Annotated in this window: 29 protein-coding genes and 5 pseudogenes; 10 read left to right on the top strand and 24 right to left on the bottom strand. The window is 65.0% G+C overall.

Annotation, left to right across the window (positions count from 1 at the left end; translation table 11 throughout):
• Positions 1-11 precede the first annotated feature (11 nt).
• From ACHMWU_RS11240 to ACHMWU_RS11215, 6 genes and pseudogenes are all read right to left on the bottom strand, one after another.
• Positions 12-506: an AMP-binding protein gene (locus ACHMWU_RS11240; RefSeq protein ID WP_396043718.1), complete on the bottom strand. Its 495-nt coding sequence runs from the start codon at positions 504-506 to the stop codon at positions 12-14.
• Positions 503-1,384 (bottom strand): NAD(P)H-dependent flavin oxidoreductase, encoded by an 882-nt coding sequence (locus ACHMWU_RS11235; RefSeq protein WP_396046662.1) that lies wholly within the window; start codon positions 1,382-1,384, stop codon positions 503-505. The genes ACHMWU_RS11240 and ACHMWU_RS11235 overlap by 4 nt, the downstream gene beginning before the upstream one ends.
• Before the next feature lie 57 nt (positions 1,385-1,441).
• A complete protein-coding gene (locus ACHMWU_RS11230; protein ID WP_396043716.1) occupies positions 1,442-2,320 on the bottom strand; it encodes an enoyl-CoA hydratase-related protein in 879 nt (292 codons plus the stop codon).
• 2 nt (positions 2,321-2,322) lie between these two features.
• Positions 2,323-3,096 carry an SDR family oxidoreductase gene (locus ACHMWU_RS11225; protein ID WP_396043714.1) on the bottom strand — a complete coding sequence of 258 codons (774 nt, stop codon included), beginning with the start codon at positions 3,094-3,096 and terminating at the stop codon, positions 2,323-2,325.
• Positions 3,097-3,110: 14 nt separating this feature from the next.
• Positions 3,111-3,365, bottom strand: coding sequence for a PaaX family transcriptional regulator C-terminal domain-containing protein (locus ACHMWU_RS11220; RefSeq protein WP_396043712.1), 255 nt, complete (start codon positions 3,363-3,365; stop codon positions 3,111-3,113).
• Between the two features lie 116 nt (positions 3,366-3,481).
• Positions 3,482-3,841: pseudogene (locus tag ACHMWU_RS11215) on the bottom strand (PaaX domain-containing protein, C- domain protein); the annotation flags it as partial.
• A 188-nt stretch (positions 3,842-4,029) separates the two neighbouring features.
• Here ACHMWU_RS11215 and ACHMWU_RS11210 point away from each other — a divergent pair.
• Entirely contained in the window at positions 4,030-4,392 is a 363-nt protein-coding gene (locus ACHMWU_RS11210) for a PaaI family thioesterase (RefSeq protein ID WP_396043710.1), read from the top strand.
• A gap of 7 nt (positions 4,393-4,399) precedes the next feature.
• Here the strand turns inward: ACHMWU_RS11210 and ACHMWU_RS11205 are convergent, their stop codons facing one another.
• The 5 genes from ACHMWU_RS11205 to ACHMWU_RS11185 all read right to left on the bottom strand — a co-directional run bounded on the left by ACHMWU_RS11205 (position 4,400) and on the right by ACHMWU_RS11185 (position 8,102).
• Positions 4,400-5,572, bottom strand: coding sequence for an AMP-binding protein (locus tag ACHMWU_RS11205; RefSeq protein ID WP_396046660.1), 1,173 nt, complete (start codon positions 5,570-5,572; stop codon positions 4,400-4,402).
• A 16-nt stretch (positions 5,573-5,588) separates the two neighbouring features.
• Positions 5,589-5,717: a hypothetical protein gene (locus ACHMWU_RS11200; RefSeq protein ID WP_396043708.1), complete on the bottom strand. Its 129-nt coding sequence runs from the start codon at positions 5,715-5,717 to the stop codon at positions 5,589-5,591.
• The gene (locus ACHMWU_RS11195) at positions 5,714-6,055 is read right to left on the bottom strand and encodes a hypothetical protein (RefSeq protein ID WP_396043706.1); all 342 of its coding nucleotides are present in this window, start codon (positions 6,053-6,055) and stop codon (positions 5,714-5,716) included. Before ACHMWU_RS11195 ends, ACHMWU_RS11200 begins: the two co-directional genes overlap by 4 nt.
• A 289-nt stretch (positions 6,056-6,344) precedes the next feature.
• Positions 6,345-7,292: an electron transfer flavoprotein subunit alpha/FixB family protein gene (locus tag ACHMWU_RS11190; protein WP_396043703.1), complete on the bottom strand. Its 948-nt coding sequence runs from the start codon at positions 7,290-7,292 to the stop codon at positions 6,345-6,347.
• A gap of 30 nt (positions 7,293-7,322) precedes the next feature.
• Positions 7,323-8,102, bottom strand: a complete 780-nt coding sequence (locus ACHMWU_RS11185; protein WP_396043701.1) for an electron transfer flavoprotein subunit beta/FixA family protein — start codon at positions 8,100-8,102, stop codon at positions 7,323-7,325.
• Positions 8,103-8,226: 124 nt separating this feature from the next.
• Here ACHMWU_RS11185 and ACHMWU_RS11180 point away from each other — a divergent pair, with 124 nt between their 5' ends.
• The 4 genes from ACHMWU_RS11180 to ACHMWU_RS11165 all read left to right on the top strand — a co-directional run bounded on the left by ACHMWU_RS11180 (position 8,227) and on the right by ACHMWU_RS11165 (position 11,049).
• Positions 8,227-8,967, top strand: coding sequence for an MFS transporter (locus tag ACHMWU_RS11180; RefSeq protein WP_396046658.1), 741 nt, complete (start codon positions 8,227-8,229; stop codon positions 8,965-8,967).
• Positions 8,968-9,032: 65 nt separating this feature from the next.
• Entirely contained in the window at positions 9,033-9,695 is a 663-nt protein-coding gene (locus ACHMWU_RS11175) for an MFS transporter (protein WP_396043699.1), read from the top strand.
• 278 nt (positions 9,696-9,973) lie between these two features.
• The gene (locus tag ACHMWU_RS11170) at positions 9,974-10,726 is read left to right on the top strand and encodes a CoA transferase (protein ID WP_396043697.1); all 753 of its coding nucleotides are present in this window, start codon (positions 9,974-9,976) and stop codon (positions 10,724-10,726) included.
• Positions 10,687-11,049, top strand: a complete 363-nt coding sequence (locus tag ACHMWU_RS11165) for a CoA transferase (protein ID WP_396043695.1) — start codon at positions 10,687-10,689, stop codon at positions 11,047-11,049. Before ACHMWU_RS11170 ends, ACHMWU_RS11165 begins: the two co-directional genes overlap by 40 nt.
• Before the next feature lie 80 nt (positions 11,050-11,129).
• On the opposite strand, the gene ACHMWU_RS11160 is transcribed toward ACHMWU_RS11165, so the two are convergent.
• From ACHMWU_RS11160 to ACHMWU_RS11140, 5 genes and pseudogenes are all read right to left on the bottom strand, one after another.
• Complete coding sequence (locus tag ACHMWU_RS11160) at positions 11,130-11,477, bottom strand: hypothetical protein (protein ID WP_396043693.1); 348 nt, start codon at positions 11,475-11,477, stop codon at positions 11,130-11,132.
• Positions 11,428-12,026 (bottom strand): annotated as a pseudogene (locus tag ACHMWU_RS11155) (SDR family NAD(P)-dependent oxidoreductase). The gene ACHMWU_RS11160 and the pseudogene ACHMWU_RS11155 overlap by 50 nt, the downstream one beginning before the upstream one ends.
• Positions 11,914-13,191, bottom strand: a complete 1,278-nt coding sequence (locus ACHMWU_RS11150) for an acyl-CoA dehydrogenase family protein (protein WP_396043691.1) — start codon at positions 13,189-13,191, stop codon at positions 11,914-11,916. Before ACHMWU_RS11150 ends, ACHMWU_RS11155 begins: the two are co-directional and overlap by 113 nt.
• A 7-nt stretch (positions 13,192-13,198) precedes the next feature.
• A complete protein-coding gene (locus ACHMWU_RS11145) occupies positions 13,199-13,963 on the bottom strand; it encodes an enoyl-CoA hydratase/isomerase family protein (RefSeq protein WP_396043689.1) in 765 nt (254 codons plus the stop codon).
• 1 nt (position 13,964) lies between these two features.
• A complete protein-coding gene (locus tag ACHMWU_RS11140; RefSeq protein ID WP_396043687.1) occupies positions 13,965-14,459 on the bottom strand; it encodes a MaoC family dehydratase in 495 nt (164 codons plus the stop codon).
• 207 nt (positions 14,460-14,666) lie between these two features.
• Here ACHMWU_RS11140 and ACHMWU_RS11135 point away from each other — a divergent pair, with 207 nt between their 5' ends.
• Entirely contained in the window at positions 14,667-15,074 is a 408-nt protein-coding gene (locus ACHMWU_RS11135; protein ID WP_396043685.1) for a hypothetical protein, read from the top strand.
• Positions 15,071-16,075 (top strand): class I adenylate-forming enzyme family protein, encoded by a 1,005-nt coding sequence (locus ACHMWU_RS11130; RefSeq protein WP_396043683.1) that lies wholly within the window; start codon positions 15,071-15,073, stop codon positions 16,073-16,075. The genes ACHMWU_RS11135 and ACHMWU_RS11130 overlap by 4 nt, the downstream gene beginning before the upstream one ends.
• A 37-nt stretch (positions 16,076-16,112) precedes the next feature.
• Here the strand turns inward: ACHMWU_RS11130 and ACHMWU_RS11125 are convergent, their stop codons facing one another.
• Positions 16,113-16,310 (bottom strand): hypothetical protein, encoded by a 198-nt coding sequence (locus ACHMWU_RS11125; RefSeq protein WP_396043681.1) that lies wholly within the window; start codon positions 16,308-16,310, stop codon positions 16,113-16,115.
• A 340-nt stretch (positions 16,311-16,650) separates the two neighbouring features.
• Positions 16,651-16,941: pseudogene (locus ACHMWU_RS11120) on the bottom strand (acyl-CoA thioesterase); the annotation flags it as partial.
• Positions 16,942-17,011: 70 nt separating this feature from the next.
• Between ACHMWU_RS11120 and ACHMWU_RS11115 the strand changes: the two are divergent.
• The 3 genes and pseudogenes from ACHMWU_RS11115 to ACHMWU_RS11105 all read left to right on the top strand — a co-directional run.
• A pseudogene (locus ACHMWU_RS11115) lies at positions 17,012-17,494 on the top strand (CaiB/BaiF CoA transferase family protein); the annotation flags it as partial.
• Positions 17,495-17,519: 25 nt separating this feature from the next.
• The gene (locus tag ACHMWU_RS11110; RefSeq protein WP_396043679.1) at positions 17,520-18,104 is read left to right on the top strand and encodes a CoA transferase; all 585 of its coding nucleotides are present in this window, start codon (positions 17,520-17,522) and stop codon (positions 18,102-18,104) included.
• Between the two features lie 244 nt (positions 18,105-18,348).
• Positions 18,349-19,110 (top strand): enoyl-CoA hydratase-related protein, encoded by a 762-nt coding sequence (locus ACHMWU_RS11105; protein ID WP_396043677.1) that lies wholly within the window; start codon positions 18,349-18,351, stop codon positions 19,108-19,110.
• Between the two features lie 58 nt (positions 19,111-19,168).
• On the opposite strand, the gene ACHMWU_RS11100 is transcribed toward ACHMWU_RS11105, so the two are convergent.
• The 6 genes and pseudogenes from ACHMWU_RS11100 to ACHMWU_RS11075 all read right to left on the bottom strand — a co-directional run bounded on the left by ACHMWU_RS11100 (position 19,169) and on the right by ACHMWU_RS11075 (position 25,287).
• Entirely contained in the window at positions 19,169-20,002 is an 834-nt protein-coding gene (locus tag ACHMWU_RS11100) for an acyl-CoA dehydrogenase family protein (RefSeq protein ID WP_396043675.1), read from the bottom strand.
• Between the two features lie 440 nt (positions 20,003-20,442).
• Positions 20,443-21,501: pseudogene (locus ACHMWU_RS11095) on the bottom strand (acyl-CoA dehydrogenase family protein); the annotation flags it as partial.
• A 79-nt stretch (positions 21,502-21,580) separates the two neighbouring features.
• The gene (locus tag ACHMWU_RS11090; RefSeq protein WP_396043673.1) at positions 21,581-22,756 is read right to left on the bottom strand and encodes a CaiB/BaiF CoA transferase family protein; all 1,176 of its coding nucleotides are present in this window, start codon (positions 22,754-22,756) and stop codon (positions 21,581-21,583) included.
• Positions 22,753-23,979 carry an acetyl-CoA C-acyltransferase gene (locus ACHMWU_RS11085; protein ID WP_396043671.1) on the bottom strand — a complete coding sequence of 409 codons (1,227 nt, stop codon included), beginning with the start codon at positions 23,977-23,979 and terminating at the stop codon, positions 22,753-22,755. The genes ACHMWU_RS11090 and ACHMWU_RS11085 overlap by 4 nt, the downstream gene beginning before the upstream one ends.
• Positions 23,980-23,999: 20 nt before the next feature.
• Positions 24,000-25,217 carry an MFS transporter gene (locus tag ACHMWU_RS11080; RefSeq protein ID WP_396043669.1) on the bottom strand — a complete coding sequence of 406 codons (1,218 nt, stop codon included), beginning with the start codon at positions 25,215-25,217 and terminating at the stop codon, positions 24,000-24,002.
• Positions 25,159-25,287, bottom strand: coding sequence for a hypothetical protein (locus ACHMWU_RS11075; RefSeq protein WP_396046982.1), 129 nt, complete (start codon positions 25,285-25,287; stop codon positions 25,159-25,161). Before ACHMWU_RS11075 ends, ACHMWU_RS11080 begins: the two co-directional genes overlap by 59 nt.
• Positions 25,288-25,379 lie beyond the last annotated feature (92 nt).

Below are 25,379 nucleotides of genomic sequence, written 5' to 3'. Positions count from 1 at the left end.
ATGCCCATGTCTCATAGGCAATCGCCCACGATGGGCCGCCAGCCCGACGCACACCCAGGTGTGGACGTCTGGAACCCGGGCGCGCATGCTGTCGGCGACGTCGGCGAAGACCGCGTCGAAGACGATGACCTCGCTGTCGGAGTCGGTCCACACGTGCTCCAGCTCATCTGGCCGAAGCGGTAGTTGGTGTTGACCGGCACCAGACCAGACTTGAAGGCCGCATACATGACCTCGAGGTACTCCGGTCCGTTGTGCAGATAGAGTGCCACCTTTGACTGGTACCCGGCCGACGTCGAGCGCAGCCCCTCAGCGACGCCGCGGGCGCGGCGTTCGAAGTCGCCCCACGTCAACCGCGCGGGTCCTTGGATGATCGCGAGCCGTTCGGGCGTTGATCGGGCGACGGCATCCCAGACGTCAGCGAAGTTCCAGTCCGTCACTGCGCAGGCCCCGCAGAGTCGACCACGCCTGCGCCCCAGGCGCGCGAGGATCTCGGCCGCGTCGCTCACGATCGACCGCACGATCTCGGCCGCAGGAAGGACAGACGTGATGTTGCCAGCACCTGCCCAGCAAGGTAGGCCTCGCGCTCGGGGTCAACATCTGCGTCGGACGACCGGCCCAGGTTGCTGACCTTCGCCTTGATCGCCAGCATCCGTTGCGCCGGGAACGGGAGCAGCTCTTCGGGATGCTTCTCGAAGTGATCAGTCCAGGCGCTGCGGATGACCCGCATCGTCTTGCCCGAATATGCGCGGGTGATCACCGTGGAGTCATCCTTGGCGCCGAGAATCGCTTCGTGAAAACCCTTGAGCCTACGTGCCTCCACCGAGGCCGCGAACCGCGTGCCGACCCACACCCCGTCAGCGCCGAGAGCGAGTGCTGCCGCCAGCCCGCGCCCGTCGGCGATGCCTCCACCAGCGACGACCGGGACCTGCGATCCCACGGCGTCGACGATGCTCGGGATCAGCGTTGACGTGGCGATCGTGCCGGTGTGCCCTCCGCCCTCGGTCCCAGTAGCGATGACGAAGTCCACCCCGGCCTCGACGGCTCGCTCGGCGTGCTTGGTCTTGCCACAGAGGCTGGCAACCTTGACGCCATTGGCCTGGAGCTCGGCGACGACCTCGACCGGAACACCCAGCGCGGCAACGTAGACTGCCGTGCCAGCATCAATGATCAGCGGCAGAAAAGTGCGCACGTCCTCAGGCACAGCGGTCAGCGCATTGACCCCGAACGGCTGGTCCGTGCCAGCTGTGATCGCGCTCAGCTCGGCCTTCAGCTTGCCGGCATTCATCGAGGAGGCCCCGACGGTTCCGAATGCTCCCGCCTCGCAGACTGCCACGACAAGATCTGAGTAGGCAACTCCGCCCCATGCCGGCCAGCATGATCGGATGCTCGATGCCGAGAAGCTCGGTCAGTCGCGTTCTCAGGCGTGGTCCCGCCAACTGGGTCATGTGAGTTTTCCTTCTGCTGTGTCGATGTTGCGTGGGTTGTAACGGGCCGAGAAGTCAGGTCTCGTACCGGTCTTGAGTGCCGCAGCGCCCGTCGCGAAGTCCTCTGAGCCGACCATCTGCTCCAGACGGACCTGCGCATCTCGGTCGGCTTCGGCCAAAGAGCGCTCGAGATCCAGCCACATCTGCTGCTTGGCTGCCGCGAGCGCTCCAGGCGACGCGGTGCGGACGAGATCGTGCGCGTAGGCCGAGGCGGCATCGAGCACCGACCCGCGCGGCGCGGCTCGGTGGGCCCACCCCACGTCAGCGGCTTCGCGCCCCATCATCACCGGACTACCGAGAAGCAAGTGGGTGGCACGAGACGCACCGATCAGTCGTGGAAGTATCCATGAGACCGCGAACTCCGGCGGAAGGCCGAGCCGGGACGTTGAGGTGGTGAGCTTGGCATCCTCGGCCACGAAACGCACGTCGGCGAAGCATGCCAGCCCGAACCCGATGCCTGCCGCTGCCCCGTTCACCGCCGCGATGACTGGCTTGGGGATCGACAGGAGAAAGCCATGCCGTGACATGTGGGCGGGGTGGTCCGGTGACCCGGGCTCGGCCAAAGGAGCAGACAGACCGGACGAGTAGGACCCCCGCTCGGAGGTGCCGGACACTGCTCGGGCGTCAGCGCCGACGCAGAACTGGCGCCCGGCACCTGTCACGATGATCGCCCCGACCCGGTCGGACTCGCTTGCCTCGGCCAGAACGTGTCGGTACTCAGCCTCCATCCGGCCCGTCCACGCATTCCCGCGCTCTGGACGGTTGAGCGTCAGTGTTGCGACTCCCCGATCAACGGTGAACGTGATCGTCTTGAGCTCCATGGTCGATTCGGGCATCGTCAGGCACCAGCCAATGAACGGCCGCCGTCTATCGCAAGCTCCGTTCCTGTGATGTAGTTGGCAAAGTCACTGAGCAGGTACGTCACCGCGTCCGACACCTCGTGGCGTACCGCATGCCGGGCCAGAGGCACGCGATCGATATCTCTCTGCAGCGCGGTCTCGTCGCCGAAGAGCCGTCTCGCCGCCTCGGTATCTGCAGTCACTCCAGGAGACACCGTGTTCAGTCGGATGCCGTGTGCGCCCCAGGCCAGAGCAAGCGACTTCATCATCGCCAGCACGCCGGCCTTGGCCGAGGCCGAATGCACCGTGTCCGGGCTGCCAGAGTGTGCCTTCGCACTACCGATCGACACGACCGACCCTCCGACGCCTGCAGCGATCAAGTCGCGGCCCATGACCTGCGTGCAGTTCCATGAGCCATCCAGGACGATCTTCGTCACAGCAGCCCAGCCGTTGGGTGTGATCTCCTCAGGCGCGGCGCGGAAGTTTCCCGCAGCAGAATTGACGAGATGTCGCACGGGACCCCACCGGGCCGCGATGTCGCTGAACGCTGCCTCGACCTGGTCACGGTCGCGGACGTCGAGCGGCCAGCACTCGCCGACACCGCCGTCCGCTCGGATGAGCGCCCGGGTCTCCTCGAGCGGTTCAACCCTCCGCCCGATCAGCGCGACCTCGGCTCCCAGCGCCCCCAGCGACAGAGCGATGTGCTGGCCCAACCCGGATCCAGCCCCGGTGACTGCGACGCATCGCCCCTCGAACGTGCCCGGAGGCAGCATGAGCCTCGGGCCCCTCATCGAACGCTCGCGATCCACTCGCGAAAAACGCTCTGCCAACGCGCGTCGCAACGCTCGAACTCACGTCGCAGGGCCGTTCCTGACCAGCGGTCAGGCAACAGGCTGGGCGGCAACAAAGGATCATCGAGCAGGTGTCGAAGCACGGCCGCCGAGGTGACGAATCCATCGACGAGAGCGTCGGAACCACGCTCGTCGAGATCCGTTGTCGATGCCCGAAGCCGAACGACCAGCCGTCCGCCGTGGCGGACCACTCACTCAGGGGCCATAGCCGTGCAGCCAGGTGACTGCCATCCTCCTCAGGGCGGACCGAGAACTTTTCGCACTGGTCGCGCACCGTGACTGCCGCATCATCGTCACCGGCATCGTCCAGGTTGTCCGGTCGAACCCAGACGCCTTCACGCAGCTCGGCCAGTGACAGCTTCAGGGCCGAGGATCGCATCGAGTGCCGAAGCTGGTGAGATCGCTGCCCGGGCTTCACGACATACATGTTCCATTGCCCGTCCCACGGCAGAGAACCCGCGAATCGGCTGCCGTCCTGTCGGCGTCGTCGCTCGGCGAGTCGACCAGACAGCACGTAGCGCTTGTCGTCTAGTCGAACCTCGCCCGCGGAGGTCATGCGCGAGAGAGCGACCCGAGCAGTGCCTTCGGCGATCCCGAAGAGCTCGGCGAAGCGAACCAGGACATCTCCCCGCAGCCCGGTGTGCGTGCCCATGAGGGCCGACAGCATCACGGACCTGGCGGACAGCGCACGCGCAGAGGACATGGATGGTGTTGAAGTAGCCACAATCGTCACTGTAGTAGTGTTACATAAAATCCTCGAACGTGACAGGAATGTAACCATGAGTGATGTTGATCTCTCTGCTGCGGACCCCAAGCCGACACGCGACGAGAAGCTTCCGCAAGGTGTGGGAGACGATGCCCTTCAACGCCAAGTGCGGATTCACCGTCGAAGCCTGGGCAGCCGATGCCGTCACCATGAGAGGGCCGTTCCTCGACGAGAACACCAACGGCGCCGGCACGATGCACGGCGGGTTCATCAGCAGCCTGATCGACAGCGTCGCGACCGCGGTCGTCATCGCGGGAGCAGAGCGCGGCGACCGTCGAAACCCCGTCACCACATCGCTGACCGTGCACTACCTGGGAGCCGCATCCAGTGCCGTGCTGGCCACAGCGACCTGCTCGCGGCGCGGCAAGGCCATGTGCTTCGTCGACATCGCGGTGACGGACGAGACCGGCCGTCCCATCGCCACCGCGATGGTCTCAACCCTGCTGCGCTGAGCGCGCCTCAGCGCTCCGGCAGACCTGCACTCGCCAGCTCTTTGTCGAGCATGACGACGTCCTGCTGCTCGAGACGGCGAAAGCCATCCCGAGCGGAGCTCCGCCACCAGATGGGGTCGGCTCCGTGCCACTTCGCTGTCTGGAGCTGCGCTGTCAGCAGCTTGTTCGTCGCAGTGCGGGGAATCTCGTCCACGAAACGCACGAACCTCGGGATCTCCTTACGGCTCAGCCGGTCCAACCCGTCCCAGAACGAGAACAGGCCAGACGGGTCGACCTCGCCTCCTTCGACAAGTCTGATGGCGACCATGAGCGCGTCGTCTGAACCTGGATCCGGCACGCCGTAGACGACGTTCTCGGCGATGTCGGGATGCTCTTCAAGCACCTCTTGCACCCTGTGGGCTGACAGGTTCTCCCCATCAACCCGCACCATCCCGCCCGACCTGCCGGCGAAGTAGAAATAGCCCTCGCCATCCCGCCACGCCAGATCGCCACTCCAGTATCGACCGTCGCGCACCCGCTCGGCCTGGGCGGCGTCGTTGCTCCAGTAGCCTTCGAAGTTGCCGACTCCGTCGACTCGCACGATCTCGCCGACCGCCTCAGCCAGGTTCGCGACTCGTCCGTCAGCCCCGATGCAGGCTCGCGGACACTCCTTGCCGGTCTCTGGATCCAAGATGCGCACGTCTCCTGTGGCTGCAACACCCAACGAACCACTCGGGGTCGCTTCGCTGCGACGCAGGCTGATCGCGCCCTCGGTCGAGCCGTACACATCGATGACTCGGCAACCGAATCGCTCGGCGAAGGCGTTGATCTCACGGTCAGACGCACCGTTGCCGATCATCGTTTCGAGCCTGGTTCGCGGCCCCACCTGGCCTGCCGTCTGAGCCAGGATGAACTGAAGTGTCTTGCCAATGTACGTCGCGTGGGTGGCGCCGAAGCGGGAGACGTCGTCGAGGAAGCCTGACACCGAGAACGACGGCCTGGTGGCGATGACCGCTCCTGCCATCACCGCGGGCATCAACAAGCCGACGACCGTGTTGGCATGGAACATCGGCATCGGAAGGTAGACACACGCGTCGCGGCTCAGTCCAATCTCCGTCTGCAGCTGCCGACCGCGGCGCAAGAGATGACCATGGCTGTGACGCACGGCCTTGGGCTGCCCTGTCGACCCAGACGTGAACATCATCAGGAACAGATCGTCAAGCCCTGCGTCCCGGCGCCATCTGCTCATCGCTCTCAGCCGTCCACGGGCCGTCTTCGACCAGCACGATCTCGACGTCAGGAGACACGCCCGCCAGCTGCGGGCGACGCCTCGCATCGGTGATCACGATTCGGGTCGAGGTGTGCTCGATGTCGACGGCGGCTGCTCACCGCCACGGGAGGTGTTCAGGGCCACCAGCACGTCACCTGAGATGGCCGTGCCACCCAGCATGAAGACATAGTCCGGCCCGTTGTCGAGCAGGACGCCGATGTGCTGGGCCCGGTCGTCCCCCGCCTCCAGGCGCCTGCGGCGAAGCCACCGCGCCCGCCGCGCGCTCTCACACGCCACCTCGTCCCAAAGCCATTCCTCGGCGCCGAACCTCAGGGCGGGCGAGTTGTTACCTCGATGACTGGCGAACAGCTCGCCCAGCGATCCGGCGGACAGTCGCTCGTCAAGACGTGTCATCTCACCATCTACTTCCATCTAGCTCGACTCGTCATCTGCCCGTTGAAGTCACGGCGTCACGGGCAACTCGACATATGCCCACTCCGATTCTGGATTACAGTTCAGTTTCAATCACAACATTTTGGTAATGTAGCAGCCGTCGCTGCGGCAGGCAACGTATCTCACGTCCGGCCCCACGGCAGGGCGGGGCAGCGCCGACCGCTACCCCAGTCGGACCGACGTCAGATCGCCCCACGCGTGGGCGTGAGGCGATCTGACGTGTCGCTCTGGCTGGCTGAGTCGGCTGGTGTCAGCCCTTGCGCTTGGCAACCTCGGAGGTCGCCTGCGGCAGGACGGCCTTCAGGTCGCCCACGACGCCGAAGTCGACGAGCTCGAAGATCGGCGCCTCGTCGTCCTTGTTGACCGCGACGATCGTCTTGGACGTCTGCATGCCGGCGCGGTGCTGGATCGCACCGGAGATGCCATTGGCGACGTAGAGCTGCGGCGAGACCGTCTTGCCGGTCTGCCCGACCTGGAACGAGTGCGGGTACCAGCCCGAGTCGACGGCAGCGCGCGAGGCGCCCACGGCCGCACCGAGGCTGTCGGCGAACGCCTCGACCTCGGTGAAGTCACCCGACGTGCCACGGCCACCCGAGACCACGATGGCGGCCTCGGTCAGCTCGGGACGACCCGAGGCGGCCTTCTCCGCCGACGACGTGATCTTGGCGATCTTGGCCGCATCGGAGATCGTGACCGAGACGGCCTCGACCGAACCAGCACCGGCCACAGCCTCGGGAGCTGCCGAGTTGGGCTTGACGGCGATGACCGGCGCGCCCTTCGTGACAGCAGCCTGGACCGTGAAGTTGCCGGCGAAGACCGACTGCGTCGTCGTGATGGAACCACCGTCGGCCTGGACGTCGACCGCGTCGGTGATCAGACCCGACTCCGACTTGAGCGCGACGCGAGCCGCGATCTCCTTGCCCTCGGTCGACGAGCCGACCAGCACGGCGGCCGGCGACTTGTCGGCGACGCGCTGCGCCAGCGCCTCGGCCTTGGGGCCGACCAGGAAACCTTCGTAGGCGGCGTCGTCGAGGGTGTAGATCTTCTCAGCGCCGTACTCGGCGAGGACACCGTTGTCGGCGGTGCCGAAGACGACCGCGGACGGCTCGCCGATGCGGCGGGCGATCGTGAGCAGCTCGAGCGAGGGCTTGGTGACCTTGCCGTCAGGAGCGTCGATCAGTACGAGAACTTCAGACATGTGGCACGTTTCCTTTTAGGTCTAGTCTTCTCAGACGAACTTCTTGGAGGCGAGGAACTCGACGAGCTTGACGCCGCCGTCTCCCTCGTCGGTGACGATCTCGCCGGCGGTGCGCGGCGGGCGCGGCGTGAAGGAGTCGACCTTGGTCCACGCGTTGTCGCCGCCGACTGCCGCAGCATCGATGCCCAGGTCAGCCAGCGTCCACTCCTGGACGTCCTTCTTCTTGGCCGCCATGATGCCCTTGAACGACGGGTAGCGAGCCTCGCCGGTCTGGTCGGTGACCGACAGCACGAGCTTGCCGGTGGCCTCGATCTCCTGCGTCGCGACGTCGCCGTCACGCACGATCTTGACCGTGTCGCCGTCAACCGTGATCTCGTTGGCGTAGGTCACTGCAGGCAGGCCCAGACGCTCGGCGACGAGGGTCGGGACGACACCCATGCCGGCGTCGGTCGACGCCATGCCGAACACGACGAGGTCGTAGTCGAGCTTCTTGATCGCTTCGGCGAGCACCAGCGAGGTCGCGAAGGCATCGGATCCGTGGATCGCGTCGTCCTGCACGTGGACGCCTGCGTCAGCGCCCATCTGCAGCGCCTTGCGGACAGCGTCGGACGCCTGCTCGGGACCGACGGTCAGGACCGTCACGTCGCCGTCGCCTGCCTCGACGATCTGGAGCGCCTGCTCCACCGCGTACTCATCAAGCTCGGACAGCAGACCGTCAACGCCAACACGATCGACGGTGTTATCGGCGCTGAAGGTCCGGTCAGCCGTAGCATCCGGGACATACTTCACAGCGACAACGATTTTGGTCATCAAGACTCCTTGCAGTGCGTGCAGATACGACCAGCATACATGTCATACAGTTGAATAATTAGACGAAATATGGTGAGATGGGTCTCGCCCTTCTTCGCCAGCCCTTGAAAGGTCGCGATGAGTCATCAGAACCACGCTCGTCGCGGGCGCACTTCCCGACAGCCCCGTCTCCCCAGATGACTCAGTCCCTTGCGCGCACTGGCGGCATCCCACGCCGCGTAGTTCTCGGACTCACAGCGGGACAGTTCATCGCCACAATGTCGACGACGATGATTGCGACGAGTCTTCCCACGGTCCTGGACGATCTCGACGGACAGTCGCAGCTCCCCCTGGGTCGCGTCTGCGACTCTGCTGGCCGCGACGATCGCCGGTCCGTCGCTCGGCAAGCTTCTCGGACACCTTCGGACGTCGTCTGATCTTCACCGTCACGATAGCGATCTATGTGCTGGGCGCGGCAATCGCCACGACAGCCGGTAGCACCTGGCAGCTCGTCGCAGGCCTAGGCGTGCTGGGCATCGGCATCGGCGGCCTCCTCGTGATGTCGCAGGTGCTGCTGTCAGACCTGACCACGCCCCGTGAACGTGGACGATACATCGGCTACATCGTGATGGGCTATGCTGCGGGATCCCTGTCCGGACCGCTCATCGGGGGCGTGCTGGTCGAGATGCCCGGCCTCGGCTGGCGGACGTGCTCTTTGACGGTCACGGTCGTGGCGGCCGGGTCACTGGCCATGGTCTACCCCCATCTCCCTGGCCGCCAAGGCACCGGCACGCGTCTACCCGTTGACGTGCTGAGGCATGGTGTGCCTGTCGGTGACCACGTTGAGCTTCCTCGTGCTCGTCAACTTCGCCGGGCGACAGGCTAGCCTGGTCGCACCCCGCTACCTGGTCGATCGGGGCGTCGTGCATTCTCGGCATCATCTGCCTGGTCATGGTGGAGAGCCGGGCTGCCAATCCATTGCTGGATCGATCTGTCGTGTGGTCGCCGATCGTGCGAAGGTGCCTGTCGATCAGTCTCATCGTGAGCGGCCTGATGTACACGATGCTGTTCCTGCTGCCGCAGTACCTGCAGCTGGCACGCAACCTGTCGCCCACGGCGTCTGCTCTCCATCTCCTGCCAGTCCTCATCACGCAGATCATCGTGACTCCCCTCGTCGGACGCTGGATCTCACGCGATGGACGCTGGCGACACTTCGCGGTCACCGCGTTGGTCAGCCTGACCGTGGGCATGCTGCTCCTGGGCACGCTCCGCAGTGGGCCCGAGACAATCATCTTGTCCTTCTCGATGGTCCTGGTGGGCATCGGCCTGGCCGGATCGCTGCAGGTGCTCATGGCGCTCGCACAGACTGCAGCACCCGTCGGGCATGCCGGTGCTGTCACGTCCTTGGTGACGTTCTCCAGATCGCTCGGCTCCTCCATCGGAATCGCCGCCTTGGGGTCATTGTCGTCCGTTCGAGCCCATTCCGTGATGCCCGAGCGGTTGGAGGCGGCGGGATTGTCCGCGGCAGACGCCCGACAGCTCGCCGGCGCCGTCGACTCTCCCGCCGCCGTGGCCAATCTCCCAGACAAGGTGCGAGAGGCGGTGGCGAGCTGATACTCAACCGGTCTCCACGATGCGTTCGCTGTGGGTACCGTCATGGCATTGATCGGCCTGTTCTTGATGATCCGACTCCGTGCGCCCCGCCTGCCGGACCACTCTCCCACTGCACCCTGACAACACAGCTCACACCTGAAAGGCAGCCGAACATGACATCTTGGACCGACCGCGCGCCTCGCGCGCATGCCCTCCCCGGAGACGCCGCATGACCGGGCCGCTCGACGGAGTTCGCGTCATCGAGATCGCCGGCATGGGAGCCGGACCCCTACACCGCGATGCTCCTGGGCGATCTCGGAGCCGACGTCATTCGCATCGACAGGCCCGGCACCCGCGCGGCCCGTGCTCGCGACTACGCACTGGCTCGCAACCGGCGCTCGATCGAGATCGACCTGAAGACCGACCGCGGCATCGAGACCCTGATGTCGCTGGTCGAGCAGGCCGACGTGATCTTCGAGGGGTTCCGGCCGGGAGTTGCCGAACGGCTCGGCTTCGGGCCCGACGCCTGCTTTGCTCGACGTCCATCGATCGTCTATGGACGCATGACTGGCTGGGGTCAGACCGGGCCGATGTCCAACATGGCCGGCCACGACCTCAACTACCTGTCACTCACCGGCGCGCTGACCCTGTTCCAACGTGACGGCTCCCAACCCGCGACGCCTCCGGGATTCGTGGCTGACCTTGGTGGAGGCGGCCTCATGCTGGCGCTGGGCCTCGTCAGCGCCGTGGTGTCCAGCCGTGCCACTGGCACAGGCCAGGTCGTCGATGCCGCCATGGTCGATGGCGTGGCCTCCTTGACGACTCTCGTCCACTCGATGAGCGCCCAGGGACGGTGGGACCTGGACCGACCCGGCCAGAACTTCTGCGACGGCGGCGCTCCGTACTACGACTCCTACGTGACGTCGGACGACAAGTACATCGCGGTCGCTCCCATCGAGCCTCAGTTCTACGCCGTGATGGTCGAGCTGCTTGGGCTGACCCTCTCGGGAGCTTGCCCGATCGAGACGACCCGGCCAACTGGGACAAGCTGAAGCGCTTCTTCGCCGACATCTTCCGCACCCGGACGCGTGCTGAGTGGACTGAGCTGTTCGACGGCACGGACGCCTGCGTGACGCCCGTCCTGAGCTTCAAGGAGGCCATGCAGCACCCGCACAACGTCGCGCGAAAGACGTTCGTCGAAGGGTCTGGTGTCATGCAGCCAGCTCCGGCGCCTCGTTTCTCCCACACACCGGGTGCCATCACCCAGGCACCGCCGATACCAGGCGAGCACAGTCGGGACATTCTTCATGCCTGGGGGATCGACGCCGCTACCGCGGAACAACTGATCGACGATGGCGTGGTCATTCAGAACTAGACCTCCAAGCCGAAGAGCTGTGGCCCACCCTCATTCGTGAAGGTGGGCCACAGCCGTAGGTCAGGCGGTGAGCAGGTCGATCAGCCGATGCCAGCGCGCAACGGCAGGACCCCCGAAGGCGTTCCGGCGACGAAAGGCTCGTTGGCCCGCTCGGCCAGCTCTTCGACACCCCACTGGCGATCTCCGACGGAGATCTCGGACTCGGCCTCGATCGGCGACTGCAGTTCGACCGTGCCGCCGTAGGTCGCGAACACCTTGCCCGAGATGTGTCCGGCCGATGGTCCGGCCAGCCAAGCCACGACCGGGCTGACGTTCTCCGGCGCGCGCTGGTCGAACGCGCCCTCGTCGACCGCCTTCGCGGTGCCGAACGAGTCGGGATCATGCGGGTGCGAGCTTCGCGGGGCAATCGCGTTGACAGTGACTCCCACACGCTGCGAGCTCACGCGCCATGGTGAGCGTCATGCCCACGATCCCAGCCTTGGCAGCGGCGTAGTTCACCTGGCCAGCCAGACCGATGTAGCCGGACTCGCTACTCGTGTTGATGATGCGTCCGTAGACGTCGTTGCCGGCCTTCGCCTCGGCACGCCAGTAGGATGCCGCAAACCGCGATGGCGCGAAATGGCCCTTGAGGTGCACGTTGATCACGGCATCCCACTCGGCCTCCTCCATGTTGAAGCCGTCTTGTCTCGCAGGATGCCGGCGTTGTTGACCAGGACATCCAAGCGTCCAAACGTGTCGATTGCCTGTGCGACGAGCCCCTCGGCGCTCTTCCAGTCTGCGCAGCTGTCGAGATTGGCCACGGCACGACCGCCGAGCGCTTCGATCTCCGCCACGACCTGTGCCGCGGGCCCATCGTCGTGACCGCTACCATCGCCGCCGACACCGGGATCGTTGACGACGACTGCTGCTCCTTCGCTCGCCAACTTCAGCGCGTGGGCGCGACCGAGTCCACGTCCTGCGCCGGTGACGATTGCCACCCGTCCGTCCAGTGTTGCCATGTGTCGCTTCTCCTTCGTTGTGATAGTTCAGATGCCGATACGATCGGCGAGCTTGCTGACGGTGGAAGTCCGAGCTGCCCGCGTAGAGCTGCACGTTCTTGGCCCGTTTGAGGTACAGGTGCGCCGGATGCTCCCACGTGAAGCCAATACCTCCGTGGATCTGGATGTTCTCGCCGCACGCAGACAAGTAGGCATCAGCGCAGAACGCCTTAACCAAGCTCGCGACCTGGGGCGTATCTTCGTGACCTACCGAAGCCGCCCACAAGGCGTAGTAGACCGCCGACCGCGACGACTCCACGTCGACGAGCATCGAGGCGCACTTGTGCTTGATCGCCTGGAACGATCCGATGGGCCGACCGAACTGCTCGCGCACCTTGGCGTAGTCAACGGCCATGTCGAGGACCTTGGCGCTACCGCCCAGCGACTCAGCTGCCAGCGCGATCGCAGTACGGTCCAGCATCGTGGCAACCGCGGCCGGTGCCGCCGCGACAGATCCGATGAGCCGTGCCGGAGTCGCATCGAAGGTCAGTCGTGCCTGCTTGCGCGTCTGGTCCATCGTGGCGAGCGCCTCCGACGCGAACCCATCAGCGTCCTTTGCAACTGCGAAGACTCCAAACGACGACTCGACTGCCGCGATGACGAGCACGATGTCGGCAGCAGTGCCGTCGAGAACGTAGCTCTTGTGGCCGTCAAGCGTCCATGAATCGCCTGCGCGAGTCGCTGAGGTAGCGACCTCGTCGGGCTTCCATGATCCGCTGTCCTCAGCGAGGGCAACGGTGGCGATCAGCTCGCCCGATGCAATGCCGGGCAGGAAGTCGAGCCGGGCCTGTTCGTCATCGGCTGCCAACAGCAGCTCGGAGGCCATGACGCACGATGCAAGGAACGGCGACACAACGAGTGCGCGCCCCATCTCCTCGAGGACTAGCCCAAGCTCCATGAAGGTGAAGCCATTACCGCCGTACTCCTCAGGGATCGCCAAGGCCTGCAGGCCAAGCTGGTCTGCCATCTGTTTCCACAGCACGGGATCGAACCCGGCCGGATCGTCCATTAGGTCACGGACGACCTCCTCGGGGGACTTGGCCTGGAAAAAGTCCCGCAGCACTTCTTGGAGAGTGGTCTGATCTTCATCAAGAGCGAAGTCCATCAGCGCATCACTTCTTCCTCGCGCGGAACGTCTCGGGCACAGCCCGGTACTCGGCTGTGTCGTGTGATTGACTCTCGGCGGCGAATCCGAAGTTGAGAGAATGCACGGCCGCCTGCCGCAGGTGCTGGTTGAGCACGGCCTTGGTGTCTTGAATTGCCTGCGGCGGCATGGCGGCCAGGCGATGCGCATAGGCGACTGCCTCGGACATGAGGTTCTCAGGAGAAACCACGCGGTTCGCCATGCCGATCTCGACCGCCACTTGCGCTGAGATCCTGTCACCGGTCAGCAAGAACTCTTTGGCTCGCAGGAGGCCTGCGTTGAGCGGCCAGGTGATCGCTCCACCGTCACCAGCGACGAGCGCCACGGTGACGTGCGGATCAGCCATGAATGCCTTCTCCGAGATGAAGACCATGTCGGCCAACGAGGCGATCGTGGCACCCAGGCCCACCGCTGGGCCGTTGACGGCAGCGATGACCGGTAGATGCACGTTGACGAGATCCTCGAAGATCTGGCGTCCGTCCCGCAAGGAGGCGCGCCGAAGCTCAATATCGTTGGCGAAGGTCTCGAAGTCCTCGATATTGCCGCCGGCACTGAACGCGCGGCCCGCGCCGGTCAGGACGATCGCGCGAGCATCCTTGTCACGACACACATCGCGCAGCACCGAGGCAAAAGCCGAGTGCAGTTCATCGTCGAACGAATTCATCGCATCGGGACGATTGAGGGTGAGGATACGAACGCCACCGTCCGCCTCGACCAGGATGGTCTCGGACATGTCAGGCTCCTGTCTCGACGAAGTCACGGCCCCGGATCAGGCGCACGGGTGTGAAGTAGGCGACCTCTTCGCCCCGCTGGTTGATGATCGCGCAGCGAGTGGTCACGACTCCGCGGCCCGGCTTGCTCGAAGCCCGCGACTCCGTCGTCTCGACGATCACGTGCAAGGTGTCACCGACGTACACCGGCGACTGCACCGAGTACTCCATGCGCATGAAGGCGAGCCCGGTGCCGTGCAGCGCATTGGTCTGGAGGATCAGCCCCTCGGCGATCACGTAGATCAGGGCACCAGGGATGAGGCGTCCGGTGTAGCCCCCGGCAGCGGCATGGCTGGAGTCGTAGAACAAAGGCTCATTGAAGCCTCCTAGGTTCACGAAGCTCATCAGGTCGGACTCGGTCACGGTGCGCGACGCGGTGCGAAATGCGCTTCCGGCCACCATGTCCTCCCAGGTCAGACCGGTGGCGAGATAAGGAACGTCGCTCGTGATGTTACTCATAGTGCATCCTTTCAGGGTGCGGCACTGCCGTCGGGTCGCGGTTGACATGTTCCAACCCCGCCGAGCAATTGTCTACCTAGTTATACATTAGACTAAATACTCGCGATTGTATCTAGGAGGACCTCCGTGGCTTCAGCACAATTGGAACCGCCCCCTTTCCCCACGTGGTCCGAGCGAGTGCTCGACCACCTCGGTCGAGATCAAGACGTGCCGGCCATCGTCGCGGTCGAAGCCGACAGCGTGCAGACGTGGTCGCGCAGCGACTATGCGCGGATGACGGCAGGCGCAGTGAGACTGATCCAGTCGCTTGGCCAGGAGCCCGGCACGCCGATTCCCGCCCTGCTGGCGACCCGGCCAGCTTCTATCGCCCTCCTGCTGGCCGGAGCATTGTCCGGTCGCCCGCTTGCCCCACTTGCCCCCCGCATGACGTTCCGTGAGCTGCATGCCTGCGTCTCCAACCTGCGCGGCGACGTCCTGCTCGCCGAGCCCGAATGGGCCGACATGGCGCAAGCGCTCGCCGAGGCATCCGACAAGCGCGTCGTGTTCATCGACGGCCCCGTCCTGGCTGACGACGGCTGGTCCCCCACCAGGATCCGTCGTCCACCGCATTCATGATGCACACGTCCGGCACCACGGGCCTGCCCAAGCAAGTCGCGGTTGCCGAGCGCCCACTGGGCCGACGCGGCGACGTCAACGGGCTCCTGCTCGACCTCCACCCAGGAGATCGGCTGGTGACGGCAGCACTGTTTCACCATGTCGGTGCCTTGGGCAACATCGCAGTGGCTCTTGCCAACGGAGCGACCGTCGTCATGTTTCCATCCTTCAGCGTCGATGCGTGGCGCAGCCTCGAGGCCGTCGATCCGACGCATGCCGTGCTGGTGCCATCAGTCATCGAGATACTGCTCGACGCCGGTGCGCTCTCGCTGCCGAGCCTCAGGGTCATCGGATATGGCGGCTCACCGATCCACCCGCACACGATGCGCAACGTGCAGGACGTCCTGCCCTCAGTCGACTTCGTCAACCTGTTCGGACAGACCGAAGGAAGCCCGGTCTCTGTGCTCGACCCCGAAGACCACCGGCGGGCAGCCAACGGCGAAGAAAGGCTGCTGAGCTCGGTAGGCCGCGCCGCGCCGGAGACCGAGATCTACCTGCACGAACCGGACGACGACGGCGTCGGCGAGGTGTGGGCTCGCGGCGGCCACTCGTTCGTCGTCGACGAGGACGGCTGGCAGCACACCGGCGATCTGGGACGATTCGAAGGCGAGTATCTCTTCTTGGTCGGCCGCCGCGGAGACAAGATCATTCGTGGCGGCGAGAACGTGTTCCCCCTGGAGGTCGAGCAGGTGCTCGAGACGCATCCGGCCGTCCGAGAGGCCGCCGTTGTCGGCGTGCCCGATCAGCGCCTCGGCGAGACCATCAAGGCCTACTTGGTCGCGACGGCTGGCGAAGAGATCTCCTTCGAGGAGCTCCGCACCTACGCACGTCGCCAGCTTGCCGGCTTCAAGGTGCCGACCGACTGGGAGCTCGTCGAAGCCATGCCACGCAACCCCAGCGGCAAGATCCTGCGCCGTGGCTCGCCACGAGAGCGGCGGACTCTGTGGGAGCGTGAGCCCTGATGGTGTCGGCGGATCTGTTCGCCGACACCATCAGCCCCTACGAGTCGTCACCGACGAACGGCCTCGCCAGGCCTTCCTGGAAGCCCGATGCGACTAGCAGGCCATCGGGGGTGAAGACCTGCGAGATCGACAAGCCCCTGGCCCCAGCCGCAACCGGAGAGAAGTGCTCGATCAGATGCCAGTCGGTCGCCCGGAAGGGCCGATGGATGTAGAAGTTGTGGCTGAGCGTGGACATGAAGAAGCTTGTGATGGCCCGGCTCGTGCGGCAGTCGGATCGACGAGATCATCGTGAAGTCGCTCGCATACACCGCGTAGACAGCCTGGCGCCGCGGGTCCATGGCGTCGTCGAAGGAGTACCGAAACCAGAACTGTCGACGCCCCTGAGGATCATCGAGGTCCGGCGACACCGGACGCAGCTCGATCTCGGGATGCCGTGTCGTCCATGTGCTCCAGCCCTTTCCCTCCGTGTCTTCGGCCTCGAAGATCGTCGGCAAGCTCTCAGGAGCTGGCGCCTGCGGCATCGGATCTTGATGCTCGAAGCCTTCTTCGGCCACGTGGTATCCGATGACTCCGCTGAAGATTGCGCGCCCTTCCTGCGTCGCGACGACCTCACGAGTCGAGAACGAACGGCCGTCGCGCAGACGCGTCACCTCGTACTCGACGGGCACCTTGGGGTTGCCTCGACGCAGGTAGGTCGACTGGAGGCTGTGCGGTGAGCGGTCGTCCGACACCGTGGCATTGGCTGCGGAGACGGCCTGAGTTGCCACCTCGCCCCCGTAGATCCAGCCAGGTTCGAGCGCCGCGTGACCTACGAACCGGTCGCCCCCGACGGACTCGAGATCAAGCCGAGCTCGAAGATCATCCATCATGACACATACCTCTCAATAAACTAACTATTTGCGAGTACAGTAGCAGGACAACAGGAAGAGGAGTGGCATGAGTAAAGCCCTTGCCGGAACCAGAGTGCTCGACCTTAGTCGGGTGCTCGCAGCGCCCCTGGCCACCCAGACGCTCGGGGACCTCGGAGCCGAGGTCATCAAGGTAGAGCGCCCGGCCGTCGGCGACGACTCTCGTCAGTACGGTCCCCCATTCTTGGAGCCGGGTGACGCCAACGGCATGTCCGCGTTCTACCTCAGCTGCAACCGCAACAAACGCTCGGTGACGCTGGACTACACGACCGACCACGGCAAGCAGATCCTGCTCGATCTCATCGCGCGCAGCGACGTCCTCGTCGAGAACTTTCGACCTGGCGTGCTCACCAAGTACGGTTTCGGGTTCGACGAGCTGCACGCCAGATTTCCACGGCTTGTCTATGCCTCGGTCACCGGATTCGGACAGGACGGCCCGTACAGTCACCGCGCCGGCTACGACGGCATATTCCAGGCCGTCAGCGGCATGATGAGTGTCTCCGGAGTACCGGACGGGCAGCCGGGAGCGGGCCCCGATGAAGTCCGGCCTGTCGCTCGTCGACATCTTGACCGGGCTGTACACGAGCACAGCAGTCCTTGCCGCCTTGCGCCACCGCGACAACGGCGGAGCCGGACAGCACCTGGACATCTCCCCGGTCGACTGCGGCATCGCATCGATGTCGCACTACGTCGAGAACTTCCTGGTGAGCGGCGAAGTTCCTGAACGACGCGGCAACGGGGGCTTCGGCGGCATACCATCACAGGCATTCCTGTGCTCCGACGGGCAGCAGATCTTCCTGGTCGCAACCACCAATCCACAGTTCACCCGCGCCTGTGCTGCTGTCGGGCAACCTGACCTGATCGACGATCCGCGGTTCAACAGCATTGCCGCCCGCATCGAGCATCGCCTGGAGCTGCTGGACATTCTGGAGAAGGTCTTCATCCAGCGTCCGGCTCGCACGTGGATCGAGGCGCTCGAGGCGGTCGACGTTCCGGTGAGCCCGGTCAACGACATCCGTTCAGCCCTCGAGGACCCCCAGGTGCGCCACCGCCAGATGCAGATCTCGATGGATCACGGTCAGCTGGCGAGATACCGGGTCTACGGTATCCCGTGCGAATGACCGAGTCACCGGTCGAGCGATACTCCGCGCCTCCGACACTCGGACAGGACACGGACGATGTCATGACGTCCTTGCTGGGCATGAGCGCCGCCGAGGTTCAGGCCCTTCGCCAGGCGGAAGTGATCTAAGTGAGCGTTCTTCCCGCGACCGACGAGATTCGCCTGGCACTGGACGACAACGTCCTGCTGATCACCATCGATCGTGCGACCGAGCACAACACCGTCACATATGCCGTTCTCGACGCTTGCTCGCGGCATTCGAGTTCGGGACGACCTGCGACGACGTACGGGCCATCGTGGTCACCGGAGCTGGCGACACCTTCTCGCACGGAACCGACTTGCGCGCTCCCGACGGATTCTCGGCAGGCAGCGGGGCATTCAAGCCGCTGCGCGGCGGGCGCCGTGACGTCGGAGGCGAGCTGGCCGTGGCGATCTACCGGTCGACCCGACCGGTCATCGCGGCCATCAACGGCACCGCCGTAGGAATCGGCGTCTCGATGGTGCTGCCGATGGACATCCGAGTATGTAGTGCCACGTCCCGATTCGCAGTGCCATTCGTCCGCCGAGGCATCGTACCGGAGTCGTGCAGCACGTGGTTCCTGCCTCGCATCGTAGGTATCTCGACAGCGATGTACTGGGCCACCACCGGCAAGACCTTCACTGCCGACGAGGCGCTGGCACAAGGCCTCGTGCAAGAAGTCGTGCCCCAGGAGGACGTCCTGTCACGAGCCATGGAGATCGCCTCCGGCATTGCCTCTCACAGCGCGCCGATTGCCGTCGCCTTGACCCGGCAGATGATGTGGCGCGGGCTCAGCGTCGACCACCCCATGACAGCCAACGAGCTGGAGTCCGAGGCCTTGCTGCATCTCGGAGCCCTGCCGGATGCCCGCGAGGGTGTGCAGTCGTTCCTGGAGCGCCGCGCCCCGATCTTCCCGACTCCGGCCTCGCAGACTCCAGCCCCGTACCCGTGGTGGGTCGAGCCAGAGTTCCAGGCCCCCGAGAGCTGAACAAAGAGGTGATCCGGCCGGGAGCAGCAAGCTTCCCCGGCCGGATCAGGCATGACTCTCAGGCGCGACGCGGCTCACGTGGCAAGCCGAGCGTACGCTCGGACAGGACGTTGTACTGGATCTGGCTCGTTCCGCCGTAGATCGTCTCGGCACGGCTCGACAAGAAGATCTGCTGCAGCCGATCGAGGCCGTACCCCTCTCCCACGAGCTCGCTGCGCGAACCCTCAGCACGCATGGCAGCCTCGCCCATACGGCGATGCGCCTCGCTCGCGAAGACCTTGGCGATCGATGCATGCACCTCGGGGTTCGGACCGCGGCCCTTGATCGCGCTCATCAGCCGCAAGCCGTTCCACTCCATGATCTTGGCCTCCGACCAGGCCCGAGCCAGATCAGCCCGCATGACTGCACGCTCCGTGGCACCAGAGGTCCGTGCCTCGTCGATCATCTGGCGAACCTCGCCTGCAATGCGCAGGTGCTCGGCCAGCAACGTCGTGCCTCGTTCGGTGCCGAGTGCGCCCATCGCGACACCCCAGCCGGCGTTGACCTCTCCGACGACCATGTCGACCGAGGTTCGCGCACCGGTGAAGAACACCTCGCAGAACTCCGCTCCGCCGAGGATGTTCTTGATCGGCCTGACCTCGACTCCTGGCTGGTCAACGGGGATAAGGAGCATCGAGATGCCCTTGTGCCGAGGGGCGTCGGGGTCGGTGCGGCACAACACGTACATCCAGTCGGCACGAGCACCCGCGGACGTCCACACCTTCTGTCCGTCGATGACCCACTCGTCACCATCAAGCACGGCTTTCGTACGGAGACCTGCAAGATCCGACCCTGCCCCCGGTTCGCTGAAACCCTGGCCCCAGAACTCGTCGACCGCGAGGATCCTGGGCAAGAATCGCTGCTTGATCTCTTCGCTCGCAAAGCCGAGCAGAGTCGGACCAAGGAGGTCCTGCCCCTGGACCGAACCTCGATACGGGGCGTTCGAACGCGCATACTCAAGCTGGAAGACGGCTGCCGTCTACAGTTGCGTCGCGACCTCCGTACTCCTTGGGCCAGCCAATGCACAGCCAGTTGTCGGCGGCCAGCCTTGTCCCACGCGATTCGCAGATCCCAGAAGCTGTCGTCCCACGAGAAGCCTTCGCCGCGAATCTCAGCGAACTCTCCCACCAGATGCTCATCGAGCCAGGTGCGAACCTCGTCGCGGAACTCACGTAGCTCCGGTGTCAGTGACAAATCCATCATCGACCTCCTGTGGTGCGTGCAGCGCGAAATCATCTGACGCGCAATGACCAGCTGCTGGATCTGGCTTGTGCCCTCGTAGATGCGGAACAAGCGTGCATCACGGTAGAACCGCTCGACTGCCACTCCGCGCATGTAGCCAGATCCGCCGTGAATCTGCACGGCACGATCTGCGACGCGCCCCACGGCCTCGCTCGCGAAGTACTTCGCCGTGGCTGGTCCCATCTTCGTGTCGCTACCGTCGTCAAACTTGCGTGCGACATCGAGAACAAGGGCACGCGCCGCCATCGTGTCAGTCTTGGAATCGGCCAGCAACGCCTGGATGAGCTGGAAGTCGGCGATGGGCGTGCCCCCCGCCTTGCGATCGAGCGCGAAGGTCAACGACTCCTCGACCAGCCGCTGGGCCATCCCCACGCAGAGCGCCGCGATGTGGACCCGTCCGTGGGCGAGGCTACGCATCGCCGTGACATACCCGGCACCTTCCTGTTCTCCGATCATGGCCGAGTGCGGGACCCGTACGCCCTCCAAGATGACGTCGGCACTCCACGCGCCGGCCTGACCCATCTTCTTGTCCTTCGGACCGATCGAGAGTCCGGGTGACGAGGTCGGCACCATGAAGACAGACACGCCCTGAGCTGGCGGCTTGTCAGGCGACGTCCGAGCGAAGACCATCACGACATCGGCCACCGGCGAGTTCGTGATGTAGCGCTTGGCGCCGTCGATGACCCAGTCGTCGCCGTCGCGAACCGCCTTGGTCGTCATGGTCGCCGGATCAGAGCCGGCGTCGGGCTCAGTCAGACCGAAGCTGGCCACCCACTCGCCACTGGCGAGCTCGGGCAGATAGGTCTTCTTCTGCTCCTCGGTGCCACCCTCGAGCAGAGTGTGACCCGCGATGCCGTTGTTCGTGCCGAACAGCGAGCGGAACGATGGCGTCGTCCAGCCGAGCTCGAAGACGAGCTGCGCCTCCTCGGCCATGCTCAGCCCGAGTCCCCCGTACTCCTCGGGGATCGCGAAGCCATAGAGGCCCATCGCCTTGGCCTGCGCGATGATCTCTGCCGGGATCTCGTCAGCGTCGTCGATCTGCGCCTCGAGCGGCACGACCTCTTGCCGGACGAAGTTGCGTACACCCTCGAGAATCTCCTCGAGCTCCATCTGATCCATCATCTGCCCTCTTCCGTGGTCGTGTCTGCTTCGTTGTCAGCCGCTCCGGGAGCGCCCACCGGCGCACCGATCACGCCCTGTGCCAACAGCTCGGCGATCTGATCTGCGTTTCGACCGATCTCGGCCAGCAGCGCTCGGCTGTGCTCACCGATATCGGGTATGGGCTCCATCCGCGGCTCCCACCCTGGTGAGATCGGAGGAGGCAGCAAGGAGCGAATCGGACCGACCGGCGAATCGACGTCGCGCCAACGATCGCGAGATCAAGCTGCGGGTGCGACACCAGTTCGTCGGAGTAGTTGACCCGGCCGCAGGCAACTCCGGCGGCGTCGAGAACTTCGATGGCCTCATCGAGGGTGTGCTTGGCCATCACTTCGGCGCATATCGCCGTGACCTGATCGCGATGGGCGGTGCGTGCCGTCCCCGTGGCAAACCGGGGGTCCGTCGCAAGCTCCGGCTGCTGAAGCACGTCGCGCGCCAGTCGTTCCCACTCGCGATCGTTCTGCACCCCGAGCACGACCAAGCGTCCGTCGCTCGTCGCGAAGGATTCATACGGCGACAGCGAAGGATGGCTGATCCCGTTCGGTTCGTGTCGCTTTCCGCTCGCAGACGTGTAGTAGATGCTGTAGCCCATCCACTCCGAGATCGCGTCGAACAAGCTAACGCCGATCGCACGTCCCTGCCCAGTCCGCTCGCGCTCGTACAAGGCCGCCAGGATGCTGCTGTACGCATACATGCCGGCCGTCAGGTCAGCGATCGGGATGCCCGGCTTGGCCGGACGATCGGCCCATCCGGTCGTCGAGATCGAGGCGGTCTCGGCCTGGACCAGCAGATCGTAGGCCCGTTTGGTCTCGTACGGACCACCCTGGCCATAGCCGGAGATGTCGACCGCGATCAGACGGGGGTGCTGTTCGACGAGCTGCGAAGCGGTCAGACCCATACGTTCGGCCGTGCCGGGCGCAAGGTTCTGGATCACGACGTCAGCGCGATCGATGAGATCATCGAGAACAGCACGGCCCGCAGGCGACTTGACGTCAAGTGCCAGTGACTCCTTGTTGCGGTTGACCCACACGAAGTGGCTCGCCATTCCACGCACCTCGTCGTCGTAGTCACGAGCGAAGTCACCTTCGCCTACGCGCTCGATCTTGATCACGCGCGCACCCATGTCAGCCAGGTGCCGCGATGCGAACGGCGCGCTGACCGCCTGTTCGAGTGCGACTACCAGCACACCGTCCAACGGTCCGGTCATGTGACGGTCTCCCCGGCTCGGTGCAGATCAGAGGCGTTCAGTGGCAGATCAGAGGCGTTCAATGATCGTCCCCGTGCCCATGCCGCCGCCAACGCACATCGTGACCAAGGCGTAGCGCCCGCCGATACGCTCGAGCCGTTGAGCGCCTTCGTCAGGAGAACGCCGCCCGTCGCACCCAGGGGATGACCGAGGGCGATCGCGCCACCGTTGACGTTGACCTTCGCAAGGTCGGCCTTGACCTCGTGCTGCCAGGCAAGGACCACCGAGGCAAAGGCCTCGTTGATCTCGATGACATCGATGTCGTCCAGTGTCAGGTTGTTGCGCTCAAGAATGCGCTGCGTCGCCGGGATCGGACCGGTCAGCATCATGACCGGGTCGTTGCCGATCATCAGCGAGTCGACGATGCGGGCGCGAGGTGTCAGGTCGAGCTGCGCAGCCCGCTCCTCCGACATGAGGAGCAGCCCGGACGCGCCGTCTGAGATCTGCGAGGAAGTGGCGGCCGTGTGCAGCGCCCCGGGACGATCGGGAAGGTTGACTCGCAGCTTGGCAAGGCCGTCGCGGGTCGTGGGACGTGGCCCTTCGTCGACGCTGATGACCTTTGAGCCGTTGACCTGGCCATTCTCGTCGACCGTGGGCGCCTCGACGGGAATGATCTGGCCGTCGAACCGACCCCCGGCGACAGCGGCGGCGGCGCGGTCTTGCGAGAGCACCGCGAACGTCTCTAGGTCGTCACGGGAGAATCCCCACGTCTCGGCGATCCGGTCGGCTGCTTCGAACTGGGTGGTGATCTCGTAGTGCTCGGCGTATCGCGGAGTCTTCGATGGGCCCAGCTCAGGCACGACGCTGGAGGTCATCGGCACCTGGTCCATCGACTCGACGCCTCCGGCCACCGCGACTTCCGCGACGCCACCGGCCACCAGCCCGTAGGCAAGGGTGAAGGCCTGCTGCGCCGATCCGCACTGGGCGTGGATGGTCGACGCAGCGGCACGTTGGTCGAGCCCGGCAGCAAGCCAGGCGCTGCGGGTCACGTTGCCCGACTGCTGACCGACCTGGCTCACGCAGCCGCCCGTGACCTGCTCGACGATGGAGGAGTCGACGCCAGCCCGATTGATGAGTCCCTTCAGGACATCGGAGAACAGGTCGGGCGCAAGGACCTGTGACAACCCTCCCCGCCTCTTGCCCACGGCAGAACGTACGGCTTCGACGATCACGACATTGGTCATGTGAACCCTCCGGTAATTACTTAACTATTTAACTCTATCAAAGGTGCCTTGCTCTCACCAGCATTCGTGGGCAGCAGTATCGACACGACCAACGAGATCGCCATCACCGCGATACTCACCCACAAGAAGACGCCGAACGAGCCTGAGACTCCCATCAAGGTGGCTCCGACCTGAGCACCGATGGCACCGCCGACACTGCGGAAGACGGTGTTCATCCCCGTGATCCCGCCAGCGACATCGCCCGGCAAGCTGGTCACCAGCAGGCCAGGCAAGGCCGAGAACGCCATCGTCACCCCACTCATCGCGACCCCCAGGAAGACGACGAACGCCCATGGTTCGTCGACCAGTGCAGGCAGGATCAGTGAGGCCCCGGCCAGGCCCAGGCCGGCAAGGAGCACCGGCCGGTACCCGTGGCGGCCGCCGAGCGCTCCGCCGATCGGGGCGACGATCATCGCGACTGCGAAGCCGGGCACGTACAACAGTCCGATCTGCGAGGCTGACAGGTCGAGTCCGGACGCAGCGCCCAGGTGGACGGGGAGCAGGGAGATGACGCCGATCTGGACCCACCCGGTCGCCAAAGCTGCCAGAGACGCCAACGGCGCAGGCGTACGGGCCAACAACCGTACGTCGATCAAGGGCGCCGCCACTCGAAGCTCGATCACGATCCACGCCGCGAAGGTCACGATCGCCACGCCGATCAACGAGACAGTCGGCACGCTCGTCCAGCCGACCTGCGCGCCCGATGTCATGCCCAGGAGCAGGGTCGTGAGCCAGCCCGCGACCAGCACCCCACCCAGCACGTCGATCGAGCGCTTGTCGCCACTCACCCCTTGGCGGACAGACCCCTGCACGAGGACCAGTGCGACCACAGCCAGGCCAGCGGGCAGAAAGTAGCACCACCGCCAGCTGAGACCGTCCATGATGACGCCGCCCAGCGGCATGCCCACCACGCCGCCCACGCTGAACGAGGACGACACCAGGCCTAGCGCCATGCCCACTCGGCGGCGAGGGAGGTCGCTTCCGATGACGCTGAACGCCAAGGGGAACACCGCTCCCCCCACCCCTTGCAGCCCGCGCCCGGCTATCACCATCGTGATGGAGGTGGCGAAACCTGAGATCAGACTGCCGATCAAGAAGGCGAGCAGGCTGAACTGCAGCATGCGCCGACGCCCGACTCGGTCACCGAGTGCGCCGAGGATGGGCGATGCGGAACACGATGTCAGGATGAAGGCCAGCACAACCCGAGACGGTGGTGCTGGTGCCGACGTCGAACGTCGTGGCCATGGTGGGCAGTGTTGGCAGGGCCAAGCTCTGCAACAGGGAGTACGAGAGGCAAGCCGCTAGCACTGCCACCAGAGGAGAGCGGAGTCGAGTCACTCCACCCGCTCGAAGACCGCCGC

Source organism: Aeromicrobium sp. UC242_57 (assembly GCF_044452305.1).
Taxonomy (GTDB): Bacteria; Actinomycetota; Actinomycetes; order Propionibacteriales; family Nocardioidaceae; genus Aeromicrobium.
The sequence above is the reverse complement of the archived record's forward strand: the minus strand, read 5'-3'. Positions and strand labels throughout refer to the sequence as shown.

What these genes read in the sequence shown, in the direction of transcription:
- ACHMWU_RS11230 (WP_396043716.1), bottom strand. Translation starts at nt 2,320, where the DNA reads ATGCCCGAATCGACCATGGAGCTCAAGACGATCACGTTCACCGTTGAT.
- ACHMWU_RS11225 (WP_396043714.1), bottom strand. Translation starts at nt 3,096, where the DNA reads ATGCTGCCTCCGGGCACGTTCGAGGGGCGATGCGTCGCAGTCACCGGG.
- ACHMWU_RS11210 (WP_396043710.1), top strand. Translation starts at nt 4,030, where the DNA reads ATGCCCTTCAACGCCAAGTGCGGATTCACCGTCGAAGCCTGGGCAGCC.
- ACHMWU_RS11205 (WP_396046660.1), bottom strand. Translation starts at nt 5,572, where the DNA reads ATGTTCACGTCTGGGTCGACAGGGCAGCCCAAGGCCGTGCGTCACAGC.
- ACHMWU_RS11195 (WP_396043706.1), bottom strand. Translation starts at nt 6,055, where the DNA reads ATGACACGTCTTGACGAGCGACTGTCCGCCGGATCGCTGGGCGAGCTG.
- ACHMWU_RS11190 (WP_396043703.1), bottom strand. Translation starts at nt 7,292, where the DNA reads ATGTCTGAAGTTCTCGTACTGATCGACGCTCCTGACGGCAAGGTCACC.
- ACHMWU_RS11185 (WP_396043701.1), bottom strand. Translation starts at nt 8,102, where the DNA reads ATGACCAAAATCGTTGTCGCTGTGAAGTATGTCCCGGATGCTACGGCT.
- ACHMWU_RS11175 (WP_396043699.1), top strand. Translation starts at nt 9,033, where the DNA reads ATGGTGGAGAGCCGGGCTGCCAATCCATTGCTGGATCGATCTGTCGTG.
- ACHMWU_RS11170 (WP_396043697.1), top strand. Translation starts at nt 9,974, where the DNA reads ATGCTCCTGGGCGATCTCGGAGCCGACGTCATTCGCATCGACAGGCCC.
- ACHMWU_RS11150 (WP_396043691.1), bottom strand. Translation starts at nt 13,191, where the DNA reads ATGGACTTCGCTCTTGATGAAGATCAGACCACTCTCCAAGAAGTGCTG.
- ACHMWU_RS11145 (WP_396043689.1), bottom strand. Translation starts at nt 13,963, where the DNA reads ATGTCCGAGACCATCCTGGTCGAGGCGGACGGTGGCGTTCGTATCCTC.
- ACHMWU_RS11140 (WP_396043687.1), bottom strand. Translation starts at nt 14,459, where the DNA reads ATGAGTAACATCACGAGCGACGTTCCTTATCTCGCCACCGGTCTGACC.
- ACHMWU_RS11130 (WP_396043683.1), top strand. Translation starts at nt 15,071, where the DNA reads ATGATGCACACGTCCGGCACCACGGGCCTGCCCAAGCAAGTCGCGGTT.
- ACHMWU_RS11125 (WP_396043681.1), bottom strand. Translation starts at nt 16,310, where the DNA reads ATGTCCACGCTCAGCCACAACTTCTACATCCATCGGCCCTTCCGGGCG.
- ACHMWU_RS11110 (WP_396043679.1), top strand. Translation starts at nt 17,520, where the DNA reads ATGAAGTCCGGCCTGTCGCTCGTCGACATCTTGACCGGGCTGTACACG.
- ACHMWU_RS11090 (WP_396043673.1), bottom strand. Translation starts at nt 22,756, where the DNA reads ATGACCGGACCGTTGGACGGTGTGCTGGTAGTCGCACTCGAACAGGCG.
- ACHMWU_RS11085 (WP_396043671.1), bottom strand. Translation starts at nt 23,979, where the DNA reads ATGACCAATGTCGTGATCGTCGAAGCCGTACGTTCTGCCGTGGGCAAG.